The sequence below is a fragment of the Sphingomonas koreensis genome (assembly GCF_002797435.1).
Taxonomy (GTDB): Bacteria; Pseudomonadota; Alphaproteobacteria; order Sphingomonadales; family Sphingomonadaceae; genus Sphingomonas; species Sphingomonas koreensis.
Window position 1 is genome coordinate 3,231,479 of sequence record NZ_PGEN01000001.1, and the last position, 15,727, is coordinate 3,247,205.

A 15,727-nucleotide genomic window follows, 5' to 3' on the forward strand; every position below is an offset into this window, starting at 1 on the left:
GATGCGATCATCTCCACCGGGCGGTAAAAGGCAAGCGGGATCGGTGCGCTTGCCCTTGTGTTTCCAGCCTCCCCCTGCTAGGGCCCGCCTCCTGACGCCCGGGGCAGATGTCTCGGCGAACCCTTTTCTATTGAATATGATTCGGAGTTGAGACGGCTTTATGCAGATCATCGTTCGCGACAATAACGTCGATCAGGCCCTTCGTGCGCTCAAGAAGAAGCTGCAGCGTGAGGGCGTGTATCGCGAGATGAAGCTGCGCCGTCACTATGAGAAGCCGAGCGAGAAGCGCGCTCGCGAGCGCGCCGCCGCGGTCCGCCGTGCGCGCAAGCTCGAGCGTAAGCGCATGGAGCGCGACGGCGGCCGGTAAGGCCGTTCGGATCGCCGTCCGCGTGATCGCGGATGGCGTGACTCTTGTGACTTTTCCGCCGCGTGCAGTGCGCGGCAACCCGGGATAGCTGATCCATGTCGTCCGTCACCGCCGTGCCGATTCCCCCGACCAAGCGCAGCTATCTCGTCTGGCTCTGGATCGGCGTCGCGATCGCGGTGGCCGGCGCATTGGCGTTGGCCTGGGTCGGGACCCGTTCGGCGGCCGTTGCAAGCTATTCGAACGAGGATTTCCTGGCCTGGAACAAAGGCCAGTCCGGGGTGCAGACCACGGCGAGCGGCCTGCAGTACAAGGTGATCGAGCCGGGCGAAGGCCCGGCCGCTGCCGACAATGACGGGGTGGAGCTCGAGATCCACGGCGTCAAGCGCGACGGCAAGGAGTTCCAGCCGCGCGCGCCGATGCGCTTCCAGGTTTCGCAGCAGCCGATGATCCCCGGCTTCACTGAGGGTGTGAAGCTGATGCGCAAGGGCGCGCGCTATCGCCTCTGGGTGCCGCCGAGCCTGGGTTACGGTGCCGAGCCGAGCCCTGAGAATGAACTGGCCGGTCAGGTGCTGGTGTTCGACATCGAGATGAAGAACCTCGTCCCCGCGGCGGTTCTGCAGCAGATGATGATGCAGCAGATGATGCAGCAGCAGATGCAGCAAGGCGGCGCGCCGGGCGGTCCGCCTTCGGGTGCAGAGGCACCGCCGCAGGGCCGCTGATCCGCAAATGGTCGTACGGCTCCGGCCGCCCCGTTTGCCGCATGATTCGCCGCGCTCGCCAGGACCTTTCGTGGGCATCGGCCTAAGCCGGTGCCCGATTCGCGATACGTCGCACGATATGTCGATGGGGAAGTGAGATGCAGCGCTATGCGGGTGAAATCGATCAGGACGACGATCGCCCGAGCGCGCCGATGCTGTTCGACGGCTGGGGCTATGTCCCTCTGGACACCACGCCCGAACCGGCTAGGCCGGACGCGCCTGACCAGGGCGCTGTACAGGCCGCGAAGCCGCCTGCGCGATAGCGCATCGGCGTTGCCGCTACGCCAGCCGGGGGCTCCTGCCCGGGCGGCACGACGGCGATCAGTCGCCCCCACGCACCAGTAGCGACTGCCACTCGCCGGTCAGCGGCGCATTGCGCGTGGCGTAAAAGGCCGGAAGTGTCCCGTCCGCCGCGAGGCGGGCGGCCTCCGCTTCAACCGTGGCGGCCCGGTCCTTGAACGGGGGGTGAGAGCGATTGCGGATCTGACCCTCCAACAGGCGCGGGCCGACTTCGCGCAAGAAGCGGGCGGCAAGCGATGGCGCGTACCCGGCCCTTGCCAGAAGGTGGACCGAAAGAATGTCCGCCTGGATCTCGGTTTGGCGGAAGAGGCCGACATTGCGTCCGAATCCGGACGCCAGGCCGAACGAGGCATCGGCGGCGATCAGCCGGTCGCGGTGGCGCAGGATATTGTGTGCAAGTTCATGCGCGACCACCGCCGGGAACAGCTCGGGATCGACATCCTCGATATATCTTGACGTGATCTGAACCAGCTCGCCATTGGCGCGCGCGTCGAACCGGTCGGCGATGCGCAATTCGTAGCGGGTGCGGCAGGCGGGCTGCGGGCGGACGGTGAAATGAAGCGTTTTTCCGTTGCGCAGCACTGCGATCTCGATGGGTTCGCCGGGCGGAAGCTCGGCAATCTGGCGGTAGAGCGCTTCGAGCGTGGCGACCGATGCCTCGGCTGGAAGCGTATCGGGCGGAGCAATCGTGCCGATCTTCACGATCGTGTCGTCCGCGCGGATTCCGGCCCGATCTGCCGGGCTTCCGGGGACGACGCCCTCGACCGCAGCGGTGCCGGCCATGCGGAAATGGGCGCGTACCTGCGCACGCGATCCCGGCGCATATTGCGCCAGCGTGTGAAGCTGGATGCCCGTGCCGGGCTCCTGCCGGTCGCACAGGCCGGCCGCCGCGGTGCTGAGCCTGAAACCGGTGGCGGCAACCCGCATGTCGGCGGTCCGCAACGCTTCGTGGAGTTCGCTCGTTTGTGTCGTCTGCGGCTGCGCCTGTGCCGCCGGCGCGATGACTGCCAGCGGCAGAGCGAGCCGGCGGACGGCAAGGCAAATTGCATGGGTCATGTTCGGCCTATGGACGATGATGGTTGCATGGGGAAGCAGGCTGCGGGTATTGGCGCGACGGTAATATCATGCTTCGTAATCTTCTTTCGACGTTCGCCCGGAAGCGCGACGTGCAATCGCGGCCCGCGGGAACGATCCCTGCCGGTACGCGCGTCTATGCCGTGGGCGACATCCACGGGCGGCTGGACCTGCTCGACGATCTGCTTCGCAGAATGGAAAGTGACGACGCCGCGCGCGGCGCCGCGGACACGACCGTCATTTTCCTGGGGGATCTGATCGACCGCGGCCCGGACTCGGCGCAGGTCGTGCAGCGGCTGCTGGAGCTGGGGGCTCGGACCGAAAAGGTCCGCTTTCTCCTCGGCAACCACGAGGAGGTCTTCCTCAAGTCGATGGCCGGCGAGCAAAAGGCGTTGCCCTTCTTCCTGCGCATCGGCGGCAAGGAAACCGTACTGAGCTATGGAATCAGCCAGTCCGAATATGAGCAGAGCGACTATCCCGAACTGCTCGACCTGTTGCGGGAACGGGTGCCGCAGGCGCATCTGGATTTCCTGTCCGCATTCGAGGACATGATCGTCATCGGCGATTATGCGTTCGTTCATGCCGGTATCCGGCCAGGCGTGCCACTCGAAGCGCAGAAACCCGAGACGTTACGCTGGATCCGTGAGGACTTCTTGAACAGCGCTGAGCCGTGCGAGAAGATCGTGGTGCACGGCCACTCCATCTCGGAAGAGGTGGAGGAGCGCGGGCGTCGGATCGGTCTCGACACCGGAGCGTATTTCAGCGGCCGTCTCACCGCGATGGGCTTCGAGGGCGCCGAGCGCTGGGTCTTGCAGACGGGCGATGTGGCCTGAGCACGACGGGCCCAGGCCCGATTTCGGGGCAGGCCGTTCATCGTTCTGGAACCCTTTGGTTCCTATGGTGTTGTGCATCGGCAACGGTTGGCGGAGGTTCTCGAAACCTCTTGCTTTTCGGTTGCAGGGGCTGGTGGGTTATGCCATTAGGCGCCTGTATATGGAATCAGCGACAGAAAAGGGAGTATATTGATGCGCTTGGCGAAGATGATGATGGCCGTTGCGGCCTGCTCGCTCGCAGTGTCCCCGGCGATCGCGTCGTCGGCGGCTTCGAAGCTGTCGCTTTCGACGGCTGACGCCGCGCGCGCATCGACCGATGCGGGCCGCTCGAATGAGGAAGTCGGTGGTTTTCTGGTTCCGCTTCTTGCGGTTGTCGCGGTGATCGGTGGCGTGCTCGTCCTGGTTGACGAGGACGATACCCCCGACAGCCCGTAAGTCTCGCGCTTTACGATAAAGTTTTTGAGCGGCAGCCGAAAGGCTGCCGCTTCCTTTTGCGCGCGCTTCGCGCGCAGGCATGAACCTGTTTTGCGCGATGGCTAGGTTGTCCTCCGGGCAGAGCAGGCCGGGTTCCGCAGCCATATCGGTTGCGACCACGCACCAATTTGGTTACCTGCGTATTGTGGGCGTGAAAGGGATCGATCATCATGGCCGGCATCACCCCCCCGTGCGGGCGCGGAATTCCGCCCGACCCACAGATGATATCGACCGCGCTGCCGCCGTTTTCCGGCTGGGCCTGATTTCGTGCGGACGATCCTCGTCACGGGCGGTGCCGGCTTCATCGGCTCGGCGGTGGTGCGTCGCCTGGTCCGCAAGGGACTGCGGGTCGTCAATCTCGACAAGCTGACCTATGCCGGCAACCGGGCCAGCCTGCGCGAGCTCGACGCTGCGCCCAGCCACCGCTTCGTGCATGGCGACATCGCCGATGCCCCATTGGTCCTCTCGCTGCTCCGCGAGGAGCGCGCCGATGCCATCATGCACCTCGCCGCCGAAAGCCATGTCGATCGCTCGATCGCCAGACCCGGCACCTTCGTCGAAACCAACGTCGTCGGCACGTTCCGCCTGCTCTCGGCCGCGCTCGACTATTGGCGCAAGCTCAAGGGGGCGAAGCGCGACACGTTCCGCTTCCATCACATCTCGACCGACGAGGTCTATGGCGACCTGCCCTATGGCGGCGGCATGTTCACCGAGACGACACCCTATGCGCCATCGTCACCCTATTCGGCATCGAAGGCGGCGGGCGACCATTTCGTGCGCACCTGGCGCACCACCTACGGCCTGCCTGTGGTGCTCTCCAATTGCTCGAACAACTATGGGCCGTACCAGTTTCCCGAGAAGCTGATCCCGCTGACCATCCTGAATGCGATTACGGGCAGGTCGCTTCCCGTCTACGGCAAGGGCGAGAATGTCCGCGACTGGCTTCATGTCGATGATCATGCCGACGCGCTCGAGCGGGTGCTGACCGGCGGCACGGTCGGCGAAAGCTACAATGTCGGCGGCGGCAACGAACGGACCAATTTGCAGGTGGTCGAGGCGATCTGCGACCTGATCGACGCGCGCATGCCGCTACCCGGCGGGCGCAGCCGCCGCGACCTGATCCGCTTCGTTGCCGACCGGCCGGGACATGACCGCCGCTACGCCATCGACCCGGCCAAGATCGAAAGCGAGCTCGGCTGGAAGGCGCAACTGCACTTCGATACGGGATTGGCGCAGACCGTCGATTGGTATCTCGATAATCGCTGGTGGTGGGAGCCGTTCCATGCGAACGGCGACGCCGGCCCGCGGCTGGGCCGGGTCGCATGAGGATCAGGCGGCCCACCGTTTCGGTTCCACGCTGGCCTGTTCGGCGTCGATCGCGCCCGATCTGCCTGTTTTTCGGGGGCCATCGTAATGCTAGTGCCTCCAAGTTGGTGTCAGCGGGATACGAAAGTGAGCCAGACAGTTGATGAGCGGGCTGAATTGATTGCCGAGGGATACGCGGCCGAATGAACAAGCGCGTTTTGACGAATACGGAGCGGCTTCCCGTCGCCATGCCGCATCGGCCGATGCTGCAGCGGATCCGCTACCAGCTTGCCGGCGGCGTGCTGTTTGCCGTCTTGGCGCCGTGGCTGCTGCGCATGCTGGTGGGGGCCGATGTCGGGCATGTGCAGCTGGTGCTCAACACGGTGGTGGCCGATGTCATCGGGCTGATGCTGGGCTACTACATTTATCAGAGCATGGCGGCCTATCCCGGTGCGCATTCCAGCTATTTCGTGCTGCCGGCCTTCTGCATCAGCTATGCGCTGGTGATCATGGTGCTGATCGTGTCGCGATGGGACTATGACCGGCTGATCCTGATCCTGGGGTTCATTGGCTGCAACATCTGGTTCTACGCGATCTCGCTGCTGCGTCAGACGCGCGCGCCGATCCGCGTTGGAGTAGTGCCGTTCGGGGACGTCAAGCAGCTCAGCAACGTGCCCGGCCTGCGCTGCACCCGGCTGCGCGCGCCGAGCCTAGCGGAAGTGGCGACGCAGCAGGTCATCACGGCGGATCTTCGCACCGATCTGCCCGATGACTGGGAGCGTTTCCTGGCGGATGCCACGCTGAACGGGATTGCCGTGGTCAACGCCAAGCAGCTCTATGAATCGGTCACGGGCCGGGTTCGCGTCGATCATCTGTGGGAGAATTCGTTCGGCTCGCTGATCCCGCTCAACGCCTATCTCAAGCTGAAATATGTCATCGACCTGATCACCGCGGCGCTCGCACTGGTCGCTCTGCTACCGTTCTTCCTGATCATCGCCATCGTGATCCGAGTGGAATCGCCCGGCTCGGCGCTCTTCCGTCAGACCCGCATGGGCTATGGTGGGCGGCCGTTCACCGTCTTCAAGTTCCGCACGATGCGCTGCGTCGAACGTACCCCCGAGGATGCGCGCGACGCGGCGATGACCGGCGACAATGATCCGCGCATCACCCGGCTCGGCCGCTTCCTGCGCCGTACGCGCATCGACGAGCTGCCCCAGATCATGAACATCCTGCGCGGCGAGATGAGCTGGATCGGGCCGCGGCCGGAGGCGGAGGTGCTCTCCGAATGGTATGAGCAGGAACTACCCTTCTACCGCTATCGCCACGTCGTGCGGCCGGGCATCACCGGCTGGGCGCAGGTCAACCAGGGCCATGTCGCTGACGTGGCCGAGGTCTTCAACAAGCTGCAGTACGACTTCTACTATATCCGCCACTTCGGCCCGTGGCTCGACGCGCTGATCGTGGTGCGGACGATCGCGACGGTGATCACCGGCTTCGGCTCGCGCTGACCTGAATCATACGTCCACGCCGGGCGGGTGCGGCCGGCCCGGGTTCAGGCCTTGGTGCGGCGCAGCTGGGGCGAGCAGAAGTTGAGCAGCACCTGCCCGTCGCGCCCGCGCCGGTCGTCGAGGCCCAGGAACTGGCGATGGCCGACCAGCAGGCACAGGATGTCGGCCTGCGCGACCGCCTCGTCGAGCGTACGCAGCTCGGCGTCTGCCAGCGTCTCGATATTGGGCTCGACCGCCACCGGGTTGAGCCCGTGCGCCTGCAGGCGGCGGAACACGGCGAGCGCGGGCGATTCGCGTAGGTCGTCGATGTCCGGTTTGAAGGCGAGGCCGAGGCAGGCGACCACCGTCTCGCGGCCCTCACGCTGGCGCAGGGTCTCGGCAGCGGCGGCGATCTGATCGACCACCCAGCCGGGCTTGGCGTCGTTCACCTCGCGCGCGCTGCGGATCAGCCGGGCATTGGCAGGGTCGCTGGCGACGATGAACCACGGATCCACCGCGATGCAGTGCCCGCCGACACCGACGCCGGGCTGGAGGATGTTGACGCGCGGATGGCGGTTGGACAGCGCGATCACGTCCCATACGTCGATCCCCGCCTTGTCGCAGATCACCGACAGCTCGTTGGCGAAGGCGATGTTGACGTCGCGGAAGCTGTTCTCGGTCAGCTTGCACATCTCCGCCGTGGCGGCGTTGGTCAGCAGCACCTCGCCGCGGACGAAGCCGCGATAGAAGGCGCCGACCTGCTCGGTTGCCTCGGGCGTCAGCCCGCCGACGATGCGGTCATTCTCGACCAGTTCGACCATGATCCGGCCGGGCAGTACCCGCTCCGGGCAATAGGCGATATGGAGCGAGGTGACATCGACGCCCGCCGCAGCTAGCGTGTCGGCGATCTGCCGGGTCGAGCCGACCGGCGAGGTCGATTCGAGGATGATGATCGAGCCGGGGCCGACATGCGCCGCGATCGCACGGGTCGCGGCGAGGACATAGTCGAGATTGGGTTCGGGCACCTCGCCGCCGTCGCGGAAGGGCGTGGGCACGCAGATCATGAAGATGTCCGCCGGGGCCGGATCGGTCGACGCCGAGAGCATGCCCGAGGCGACCGCCTTGCTCACCGCGGCGTCGAGATCGGGCTCGACGATGTGGATGCGGCCCTCATTGATCGTCGCGACCACCGACGCGTCCTTGTCGCAGCCGAACACGCGGAAGCCGCTATTGGCGAGCAGAGCCGCGGTGGGGAGGCCGATATAGCCGAGGCCGACGACGCAGACAGTTTTTGGGTTGGTCAAGGCAGCGTTTCCAGGAAGTCGGCGATGCGGCGGCACGCCTCACCATCGCCATAGGGATTGTGCGCCCGCGACATCGCCGCGTGCACGGCGCGGTCCTCGAGCAGTTCGGAGACATTGGCGACGATCTGGTCGTAATTCGCGCCGACCAGCCGCACGGTGCCTGCGGCGATCGCTTCGGGTCGTTCGGTGACCTCGCGCATCACCAGCACGGGCTTGCCCAGGCTCGGGCCTTCCTCCTGGATGCCGCCGCTGTCGGTCAGCACCAGATCGCACTGGCGCAGCAGGTAGACGAAGGGCTCGTAATCGAGTGGCGGGATCAGCTTGACGTTGGAGACGTCGCCCAAGATCTCGCGCACCGGCGCCTGGACGTTGGGGTTGAGGTGGACCGGATATACGAAATTCGTCTCCGGAAAGCGCTCGGCGAGCACGCGCAGCGCGCGGCAGATCTGCTGGAACCCGTCGCCGAAATTCTCGCGCCGGTGCCCGGTGATGAGCACGAACGGACGCGTGCGCCAGTCGAAGTCGATATGGCCGTCGAGCAACTCGCCGATCGCGCCGCTACGCGCAGGGTCGCCATCGACCCGGTCGAGCATCCAGTGCAGCGCGTCGATCACGCTGTTGCCGGTGACGACGATACGGTCGTCCGTGACGCCTTCGGCACGCAGGTTGGCGGCACTCTGCTCGGTCGGCGCGAAGTGCCAGCGCGTCACCTTGCTCGCGACCTGCCGGTTGAACTCCTCGGGGAAGGGCGCGGTGAGATCATGGGTGCGCAGCCCCGCCTCGACATGGCCGAGCGGGGTGCCGGTGTAGAAGGCGGCGAGCGAGGCGGCGAGCGTGGTGGTGGTGTCGCCATGCACCAGCATCAGGTCCGGCTTCTCGCGCGCGATGATCTCGCGCATGCCGAGCAGGACATTGCTCGTCACGTCGAAAAGGTCCTGGTTGGGCTTCATGACGTTCAGGTCGTGATCGGGGACGATGTCGAACACCGCCAGCGTCTGATCGAGCATCTGGCGATGCTGGCCGGTGACGCAGGTGAGCGGCAGGAACTGGTCCGGGCGCGCCTTCAGCGCATGATAGAGCGGCCCCATCTTGATGGTTTCCGGGCGCGTCCCGAAAACCAGGATCACTTTGCGTGGTGATCGCGTGCTCATTTCACCCTTTCGAGGATCCCCAGCATCCACGAGGCGAGATAGCTGCGGTCATATTGCTTTGCAACGCGAAGTGCGTTGCCCTTCAGGGCGTTGCGCGCCGTGTCGTCGTTGGCCAGCGCGATCAGCGCATCGGCGAGCGCGGCGGGATTCTCCGGCTCGAACAGGATGCCGGTCTCGCCCGCGTGCACGATCCCGCCCGCTTCGCCGCCGACGCCCATCACCACCGGCACGCCCATCCCCATCGCCTCGAAAAGTTTCGAAGGGATAACCGTTTCGAACAGCGGGTTCTTGCGTAGGTGGATGATCGCGGCGTCGAGCACCGACCAGTAGCGGATGATCTGGTCCTTGCTCACGCTGTCGAGGAACAGCAAATTGGGCAGACTGCGCTCGGCCGCCATCGCCACCAGCTTCGCCTTGCGCGCGCCGTCGCCGATCAGGACGATGCGGATATTCTGCCCGTCCGGGCGTGCGGCGAGCAATGCCGCGGCGTCAATCAGTGTTTCCAGCGCGTGCGCCATGCCGTGCGTGCCGACATAGCCGGCGACGAAGCGGCCCTGCAGCCCCAGCTGCGCCTCGAGTTCGGCGTCCTTGGCCTGCGGGCCGTAGCGCGACAGGTCGACGCCGTTGGTCACGATCTCGATCTTTTGCGGATCGATACCGCGCGCGACGAGATTGTCCTTGAAGGCGTTGGTCACAGCGACGACGCGGGCGGCGTGGTGATAAAGGTGCAGTTCGAGCTTCTCGAGCCAGCGGATCACCGCGCTGTCGCCGTTGAGTGCGCTCACCGCCTTGATCGATTCAGGCCAGATGTCGCGCAGTTCGAACACCCAGGGCACGCGCTTGAGGGTGCCGAGAACGCGAGCCGCGACCGCGGTGAAGAATTGCGGCGATGTGCCGACGATCACGTCGGGCCGCCCGACGAACAGCCCGGCGACGATCGCCGAGACCATGAAGCTCACATAATCGAGGACTCGCTTCGCGAATCCCTCGTTCGCGGTCATGTAGCTCCAGACGCGGATCACCTCGATCCCGTCCATCGTCTCGGTCTGGCGCAGCCTGTTGCGATAGCCGCCGAACACCTTGCCGCCGGGAAAGTTGGGCGCGCAGGTGATCACCGTCACCTGGTGCCCGGCGCGCACCCATTCGCGGCAATGCTCGAAGGTGCGGCTGGCGGGCGCGTTGACCTCAGGCGGGAAATTGTCGGTGAGGAACAGGATGCGCAACGGTCAGTCCCAGCTGAGGGTGACGGCGGCCCGGCCCCCGCCGAGCGTCACCGCGATCGCCGAGGTTGAGAGGCGTCTGCCGAATTGGGGAGCGTAGAAGGCGGGTTCGACCACCGCGTCGCCGGTCGTGGCGGTCAGCGTTACGGTGCCGGCCTGTGGGTGATTCAGCGTGAAGACACCGCTGCCATGTGCCTCGATTGTCACGTCGGGCGGGACGATGTAGCGCGCGACGCTACGGTGCGTGCCGCCGGAAACCGTGTCGGCAACGGTCAGACCGCGATCGTCCAGCGCCCAGCGGCGATGGTGGACCGGCTTGCCGGGCAGCTTGCCATAGCCATCGTGCGAAGCCTCGGCCGTGATCGCGGCGGTATCGTCATGGACGGCGACGCCGAAGACCCGGGCGCGATCGCCAACGCGGAAGCCGTGCCAGGTTTCGGAGGAGGAATGCCCGTCCACCTCGACGGTGCTGTGCGCGGCGGTCGCGCGCTCGACCTCGCGCACCGCGTCGTTTCCGTACTGCGAGGTGCCGCCGTTGACGATGAAGCGAGCGCCGCGGACCGACAGCTCGAACGACAGCGTGTCGGCATGGGCGTGACCAGGCAGATAATCCGGGCCGACCGGCGCCATGTCGAGCAGGGCCACCGCCGGACCGCGTGCGAGCCGGGCATAGCCGCTGTCGGGCCAATGAGTCAGGCCGTCGCGCGGCGCGGCGGGCAGGGGGATGCCGAGCGCGGCGGCATGGCGTTGCAGCTCTGTGCCGTCCGGGGCAATCCCGAACGCGGCATCGTTGAACAGGGCGATGCCGCCATCCGGGTGACTCATCCCGACGAGCCAGCCGAGCATGCGCGCCACCGCCGCGCGCCACGTGGCAATGGTCTCCTCGGGGATCAGGCCGGGAAAGCGTGCCGCCATGTTGACGAGGTCGAGCAGATCCTCGGTCATCAGCGCATGGTACATCGGGCTGCGCTCGAAATTGCCGCCGTCGGGCAGCACCTGTTCGGGCAATTCGCGCGCGAGGATGGCGAGTCCCTTGCGGCGCCAGCGGTCGGCTTCGGCGCCCTCATAGAGCAGCCCTGCGAGCACCAACGCTTTGGCATTGGCGAACAGGTGGTTGCCGAGTAGGTGCCACTCGATGTCCTGCTCGAGGAACCGGACCTGCACCGCCAGGCTGGCGCACATCGCGCCGGTCGCTGGTGCGCCGCCCGCCAGCCATTTCGTCCAGTTCACGATCCGCATCGATAGCGGATAAGGCTCCCAGCCATTGCCGGCCCCGGCGGGGTTCTCGGCGATCCAGCGCGCGATGAGCGCTTCGTGCCATGCGTGCCGGGTTTCGGCGCTGTCCGCGTTGAGATCGTCGAAATAATGGAGGTTGTAGAGCCACAGCTTGGCGTGGGCGCCGTCGTTCCAGCCGCCGCTCGGCAGCAGCACGGCCTCACGGTTGAGAAAGCGGACGCGATCGGCGGCGAACAGGCTCGGCGCGCGCCGCGCCGGAAGCGTCCAGGCACCCATGGCTTCGCGCAGCGGCGGCGGAGGCGCGGCGGGATCGACGCGCGGCTTGTGCAGGCGGCGACGCAGCCGCCCGCTGAACTGCACAGCGCGCAGATGGCGTATGGTCCGCCAGAATCGTCCTGCGTGTGCGAGCATTCGCGTCAGTCGTTCGCGGCCGGTTTGGCGAGTTCGGCCACCAGCAGGATGCGGAAGGGGGCGAGCAGCGAGGTCGAATTGACCAGCCGCTCATAGATAAATCCGGCCAGATAGGTGGGCGGGGTGATCCGCATATATTCGGGGCGCCCCTCGATCCGCTCGATGCCGATCACGTCGAAGCCCGCCGCGCGCGCGACGTTGCGGGCATCGCCCAGCGTGTTGGCGCGGTAGCGCGTGGGAAAGGTGTCGGTTTCCTGGCGGCCGCGCTTGCGGTTGATGAACTGGTGGAACTTGTGCGGGGTCATCCGCGCGATGAGCGGCATGTAGTGGGTCCTGTTGGGGGTCTTGAACAGGAACAGCCCGCCCGGTTTCAGCACGCGGCGCACCTCGGCAAAGACCTGTTCCGGCATGTCGAGATGCTCGACGACATTGTCGGAAAAGACCAGGTCGAAGCTGGCATCGGGGTAGGGGATGCTGCCGCCGTCGGCGACCTTGCCCTCATCGAGCATCGGGTTGTCGATCACGCGCGGATCGAGATCGACGCCGCAGATCCGCGCCGCCTGCCCGCGAAAGTCCATTTCGGCGACGATCCCCGCGCCGGCGCCGAGATCGAGCACTACGCTGTTCGGCTTGAGCCGCGCTAGGATCCGCTCCCGGAAAAGCCGGTCGTCCCAGTTCTTGGTGTGGTTCGGGTAGAGCTTGCGGTCGAGGAAATTGGTGATGCTCACGCCGTGATTCTCCCCCTATGGCTTCCTAGTGCGTCGCGCATGTCGCAGTCCGCCGCAAGCGGCAGGCACCGATGGTCGGCGTGGGCACAGGCCGGTCCGGCCGATCCTGCCGCTACAGGGTCCACAGCCATGGCTTGGCCTCACCGTCGCGGCATTTCAGCGCATCGGGAAGGTCGGCGATCAGTCCGCCGGGATTGAGCTTCCCGCGCAGCGCCTCTGTGCCCAGCTCGAAATAGTCGCGGTGCGCGACTGCGGCGACGATCAGATCATACGAACGGTCGAGGGCCTGTGCGTCGAGCGCGATGCCATATTCGTGCATCGCTTCCTCCGGATCGGCATGCGGATCATGGACGGTGACGTCATGCCCCAGCGCGCGCAGCCGGGCGATCAGATCGACCACCTTGGAGTTGCGCAGATCGGGGATGTTCTCCTTGAATGTCAGCCCCAGCACCAGCACGCTGCCGGGCTTGCCGCCGCGGCGTGCGTGCAGCTCGTCGGCGACGAAAGCTGGCATCCCGTCATTGGTGCTGCGGCCCGCCAGGATCAGCGCCGGATCGTGTCCAAGCTGCTCGGCATGGTGACTGAGGTAGAAGGGGTCGACCCCGATGCAGTGGCCGCCGACGAGGCCGGGACGGAAGGGCAAGAAGTTCCACTTGGTCCCTGCCGCCTCGAGCACATCCCACACAGAAATACCGGTCTTGGCGAAGATGCGGGCGATCTCGTTCATCAGCGCGATGTTGACGTCGCGCTGGGTGTTCTCGATCACCTTGGCGGCCTCGGCGACCTTGATCGACGCGGCTTCGAACACCCCGCCGCTGGTGATTGCTCCGTAGATTTTCGCGAGTCGCGCGGTGATCTCGGGGGTCTGGCCGGCCACCACCTTGGTGATCTTGTCCACAGTGTGCTCGCGGTCGCCCGGATTAATGCGCTCGGGCGAATAGCCAAGGAAGAAGTCGATGCCCGCCTTGAGGCCGGTCAGCTTCTCGAGCTCGGGCCCGCACAGATCCTCGGTCACGCCGGGATAGACGGTACTCTCGTAGACGATGATCGGCTTGCGCGCCGGATCGATCATTCCCGCCACGGTGCGCGTGGCCGAAAGCACCGGGCGCAGATCGGGGACGTTCCGGTCGTCCACCGGCGTCGGCACGGTGACGATATAGACGTCACCCCCCGGGCAGGAGGCGGCGGTGTCGGCATAGACCAGCGACGAGGCCTTGAGTCGCTCCGGCTCGATCTCGTTGGTGCGGTCATGCCCCTCGCGGAGCTCGGCGATCCGCACCTGCGCGATATCGAACCCGCAAGTGGGAAAGTGCCGGGCAAGGGCGACCGCGAGGGGCAGGCCGACATAGCCCAGCCCGACGACAATAATCTGCTCAGAAATGAGGCACCTCAAAGGGTTCGAAAGGGAAAGACCACTGCGTCCGAACGCGCGCCTGTTTAGCTTTTGGCTCGAATTTCACAAGCCCCCACCGTCAAGCCGCTCGGCGCGGGATGCTACCCGTTCCGCGCATTACGGGTTGCAGTCCGGATGCATTCGAGTATGCGTTCATGCGCGAACGGACGTGACAATTTGATGACGCTTCGGGCTGTTCCGCGCACGGGAAATCAGAATCCCCTGCGGAGTGTTGCATGATGGCGGGAGCAGAATGAGCGGCAAGAGTGATCAGTTCCGTGAGGATGTGCGCTTCCGTGTGTTGCGCCTGCTCCAGTCGCATCCCGAGTACAGCCAGCGCCAGGTGGCGCAGGAACTCGGGGTGAGCCTGGGCGCGGTGAACTATTGCCTCAACGCGCTGGCCGAGCGTGGTCTCGTCAAGATTCGCCGCTTCACCAACTCGAACAACAAGCTCGGTTACGCCTATATCCTCACGCCTGCCGGCGTGGCGGAGAAGGCGGGGCTGGTCGGCGCGTTCCTCCAGCGCAAGCGTGCAGAGTTCGAGATCATCAAGGCCGAGATTGAAACCATGCAGGCGGAGCTGGATCAGGCTCCGCCCGCGACAGCCAACAATGCCGACATGGCACAGGGGGGATATGGAAAGCATCAAGAGTAGGAAGATCCGGATCGCGGTCGTCGGCTGCGGGCGGATTTCCAAGAATCACTTCGGCGCGATCGAAGCGCATTCGGCCGATCTCGAGCTGGCGGCGGTGTGCGACACCGATCCGGCGGTGCTCGCCGAGCACAGCGCGGCGCACGGCGTGCCCGGCTATGCCAAGCTGGAGGAGATGCTGCAGAAGGAGGCGCTCGACGCGATTGCGCTGTGCACGCCCAGCGGTATCCATCCCGACCAGGCGATCCTGGGCGCCAAGTACGGTGTCCACGTCATCACCGAAAAGCCGATGGCGACTCGCTGGGAAGACGGCGTGCGCATGGTGCGCGCGTGCGACGAGGCGGGCGTGTTCCTGTTCGTGGTCAAGCAGAACCGCCGCAATACCACGCTCCAGCTGCTCAAGCGCGCGGTGAGCGAGAAGCGCTTCGGGCGCATCCACCTCGTCCACCTCAACGTCTTTTGGACGCGGCCGCAATCCTATTACGATCAGGCCAAGTGGCGCGGCACCTGGGAGTTCGACGGCGGCGCCTTCATGAACCAGGCGAGCCACTATGTGGACCTGTTCGAATGGCTGATCGGCCCGGTCGAGCAGGTCCAGTGCATGACCAGCACGACCCGTGACATCGAAGTCGAGGACACCGGCGTGATGAACGTCAAGTGGCGCAGCGGTGCGCTCGGCTCGATGAGCGTGACGATGCTCACCTATCCCAAGAACCTGGAAGGCAGCATCACCATCCTGGGCGAAAAGGGCACGGCGCGGATCGGCGGCGTGGCGGTCAACGACATCCAGATCTGGGATTTCGAGGAACCGCGCGACTATGATGCGGAGATCGCCCAGGCGAATTACAGCACCACCTCGGTCTATGGCTTCGGGCACCCGCTCTATTACGACAATGTCGTCAAGGCGCTGCGCGGTGAGTGCGCGCCTGAGACCGACGGCCGCGAGGGGCTCAAGTCGCTCGAGTTGCTGATCGCCGCCTATCAGTCGGCGCGCGACGGCCGCACCGTGCCGCTGCCGCTGGAGCTCTGATCCG

16 protein-coding genes are annotated in these 15,727 nt (G+C 65.6%); 9 read left to right on the forward strand and 7 right to left on the reverse strand.

Going from position 1 to position 15,727, the window contains the following annotated elements:
* Nucleotides 1-160 precede the first annotated feature (160 nt).
* The 3 genes from rpsU (at nucleotide 161) to BDW16_RS21375 (ending at nucleotide 1,388) form a co-directional block, all read left to right on the forward strand.
* Nucleotides 161-367 carry a 30S ribosomal protein S21 gene (rpsU, locus tag BDW16_RS15280; RefSeq protein ID WP_066573326.1) on the forward strand — a complete coding sequence of 69 codons (207 nt, stop codon included), beginning with the start codon at nucleotides 161-163 and terminating at the stop codon, nucleotides 365-367.
* A gap of 95 nt (nucleotides 368-462) precedes the next feature.
* A complete protein-coding gene (locus tag BDW16_RS15285; RefSeq protein ID WP_066573331.1) occupies nucleotides 463-1,086 on the forward strand; it encodes an FKBP-type peptidyl-prolyl cis-trans isomerase in 624 nt (207 codons plus the stop codon).
* 137 nt (nucleotides 1,087-1,223) lie between these two features.
* Nucleotides 1,224-1,388 (forward strand): hypothetical protein, encoded by a 165-nt coding sequence (locus tag BDW16_RS21375; protein WP_157081362.1) that lies wholly within the window; start codon nucleotides 1,224-1,226, stop codon nucleotides 1,386-1,388.
* Nucleotides 1,389-1,446: 58 nt separating this feature from the next.
* On the opposite strand, the gene BDW16_RS15290 is transcribed toward BDW16_RS21375, so the two are convergent.
* On the reverse strand, nucleotides 1,447-2,481 hold the full coding sequence (locus BDW16_RS15290) for a M48 family metallopeptidase (RefSeq protein ID WP_066573333.1): 1,035 nt from the start codon (nucleotides 2,479-2,481) through the stop codon (nucleotides 1,447-1,449).
* A gap of 68 nt (nucleotides 2,482-2,549) precedes the next feature.
* Here BDW16_RS15290 and BDW16_RS15295 point away from each other — a divergent pair, with 68 nt between their 5' ends.
* The 4 genes from BDW16_RS15295 (at nucleotide 2,550) to BDW16_RS15310 (ending at nucleotide 6,619) form a co-directional block, all read left to right on the forward strand.
* Nucleotides 2,550-3,332, forward strand: a complete 783-nt coding sequence (locus tag BDW16_RS15295) for a metallophosphoesterase family protein (RefSeq protein ID WP_066573335.1) — start codon at nucleotides 2,550-2,552, stop codon at nucleotides 3,330-3,332.
* Nucleotides 3,333-3,524: 192 nt separating this feature from the next.
* Nucleotides 3,525-3,767, forward strand: coding sequence for a hypothetical protein (locus BDW16_RS15300; protein ID WP_066573341.1), 243 nt, complete (start codon nucleotides 3,525-3,527; stop codon nucleotides 3,765-3,767).
* A 306-nt stretch (nucleotides 3,768-4,073) separates the two neighbouring features.
* A complete protein-coding gene (gene rfbB, locus BDW16_RS15305) occupies nucleotides 4,074-5,132 on the forward strand; it encodes a dTDP-glucose 4,6-dehydratase (protein WP_083954150.1) in 1,059 nt (352 codons plus the stop codon).
* Between the two features lie 182 nt (nucleotides 5,133-5,314).
* A complete protein-coding gene (locus BDW16_RS15310) occupies nucleotides 5,315-6,619 on the forward strand; it encodes a sugar transferase (RefSeq protein WP_066573344.1) in 1,305 nt (434 codons plus the stop codon).
* A 44-nt stretch (nucleotides 6,620-6,663) separates the two neighbouring features.
* Here the strand turns inward: BDW16_RS15310 and wecC are convergent, their stop codons facing one another.
* From wecC to BDW16_RS15340, 6 genes are all read right to left on the reverse strand, one after another.
* Nucleotides 6,664-7,902 (reverse strand): UDP-N-acetyl-D-mannosamine dehydrogenase, encoded by a 1,239-nt coding sequence (gene wecC, locus BDW16_RS15315; protein WP_066573349.1) that lies wholly within the window; start codon nucleotides 7,900-7,902, stop codon nucleotides 6,664-6,666.
* Nucleotides 7,899-9,029 carry a non-hydrolyzing UDP-N-acetylglucosamine 2-epimerase gene (gene wecB / locus BDW16_RS15320; protein WP_338325253.1) on the reverse strand — a complete coding sequence of 377 codons (1,131 nt, stop codon included), beginning with the start codon at nucleotides 9,027-9,029 and terminating at the stop codon, nucleotides 7,899-7,901. The genes wecC and wecB overlap by 4 nt, the downstream gene beginning before the upstream one ends.
* Before the next feature lie 20 nt (nucleotides 9,030-9,049).
* Nucleotides 9,050-10,276, reverse strand: a complete 1,227-nt coding sequence (locus tag BDW16_RS15325; protein ID WP_066573352.1) for a glycosyltransferase family 4 protein — start codon at nucleotides 10,274-10,276, stop codon at nucleotides 9,050-9,052.
* 3 nt (nucleotides 10,277-10,279) lie between these two features.
* Complete coding sequence (locus BDW16_RS15330) at nucleotides 10,280-11,920, reverse strand: heparinase II/III family protein (RefSeq protein ID WP_066573357.1); 1,641 nt, start codon at nucleotides 11,918-11,920, stop codon at nucleotides 10,280-10,282.
* Between the two features lie 5 nt (nucleotides 11,921-11,925).
* Nucleotides 11,926-12,648 carry a class I SAM-dependent methyltransferase gene (locus BDW16_RS15335; RefSeq protein ID WP_066573360.1) on the reverse strand — a complete coding sequence of 241 codons (723 nt, stop codon included), beginning with the start codon at nucleotides 12,646-12,648 and terminating at the stop codon, nucleotides 11,926-11,928.
* Nucleotides 12,649-12,760: 112 nt separating this feature from the next.
* Nucleotides 12,761-14,041, reverse strand: coding sequence for a nucleotide sugar dehydrogenase (locus BDW16_RS15340; protein WP_066573367.1), 1,281 nt, complete (start codon nucleotides 14,039-14,041; stop codon nucleotides 12,761-12,763).
* 253 nt (nucleotides 14,042-14,294) lie between these two features.
* Between BDW16_RS15340 and BDW16_RS15345 the strand changes: the two genes are divergently transcribed.
* Nucleotides 14,295-14,696: a MarR family EPS-associated transcriptional regulator gene (locus BDW16_RS15345; RefSeq protein WP_066573369.1), complete on the forward strand. Its 402-nt coding sequence runs from the start codon at nucleotides 14,295-14,297 to the stop codon at nucleotides 14,694-14,696.
* Nucleotides 14,677-15,723, forward strand: a complete 1,047-nt coding sequence (locus BDW16_RS15350; RefSeq protein WP_066573373.1) for a Gfo/Idh/MocA family protein — start codon at nucleotides 14,677-14,679, stop codon at nucleotides 15,721-15,723. Before BDW16_RS15345 ends, BDW16_RS15350 begins: the two co-directional genes overlap by 20 nt.
* The last annotated feature ends 4 nt before the right edge of the window (nucleotides 15,724-15,727 follow it).

Coding starts and splice junctions, on each gene's coding strand:
- BDW16_RS15330 (WP_066573357.1), bottom strand. CDS start 11,920: ATGCTCGCACACGCAGGACGATTCTGGCGGACCATACGCCATCTGCGC.
- BDW16_RS15285 (WP_066573331.1), top strand. CDS start 463: ATGTCGTCCGTCACCGCCGTGCCGATTCCCCCGACCAAGCGCAGCTAT.
- BDW16_RS15290 (WP_066573333.1), bottom strand. CDS start 2,481: ATGACCCATGCAATTTGCCTTGCCGTCCGCCGGCTCGCTCTGCCGCTG.
- BDW16_RS21375 (WP_157081362.1), top strand. CDS start 1,224: ATGCAGCGCTATGCGGGTGAAATCGATCAGGACGACGATCGCCCGAGC.
- BDW16_RS15350 (WP_066573373.1), top strand. CDS start 14,677: ATGGAAAGCATCAAGAGTAGGAAGATCCGGATCGCGGTCGTCGGCTGC.
- BDW16_RS15310 (WP_066573344.1), top strand. CDS start 5,315: ATGAACAAGCGCGTTTTGACGAATACGGAGCGGCTTCCCGTCGCCATG.
- BDW16_RS15300 (WP_066573341.1), top strand. CDS start 3,525: ATGCGCTTGGCGAAGATGATGATGGCCGTTGCGGCCTGCTCGCTCGCA.
- BDW16_RS15345 (WP_066573369.1), top strand. CDS start 14,295: ATGAGCGGCAAGAGTGATCAGTTCCGTGAGGATGTGCGCTTCCGTGTG.
- rpsU (WP_066573326.1), top strand. CDS start 161: ATGCAGATCATCGTTCGCGACAATAACGTCGATCAGGCCCTTCGTGCG.
- BDW16_RS15295 (WP_066573335.1), top strand. CDS start 2,550: ATGCTTCGTAATCTTCTTTCGACGTTCGCCCGGAAGCGCGACGTGCAA.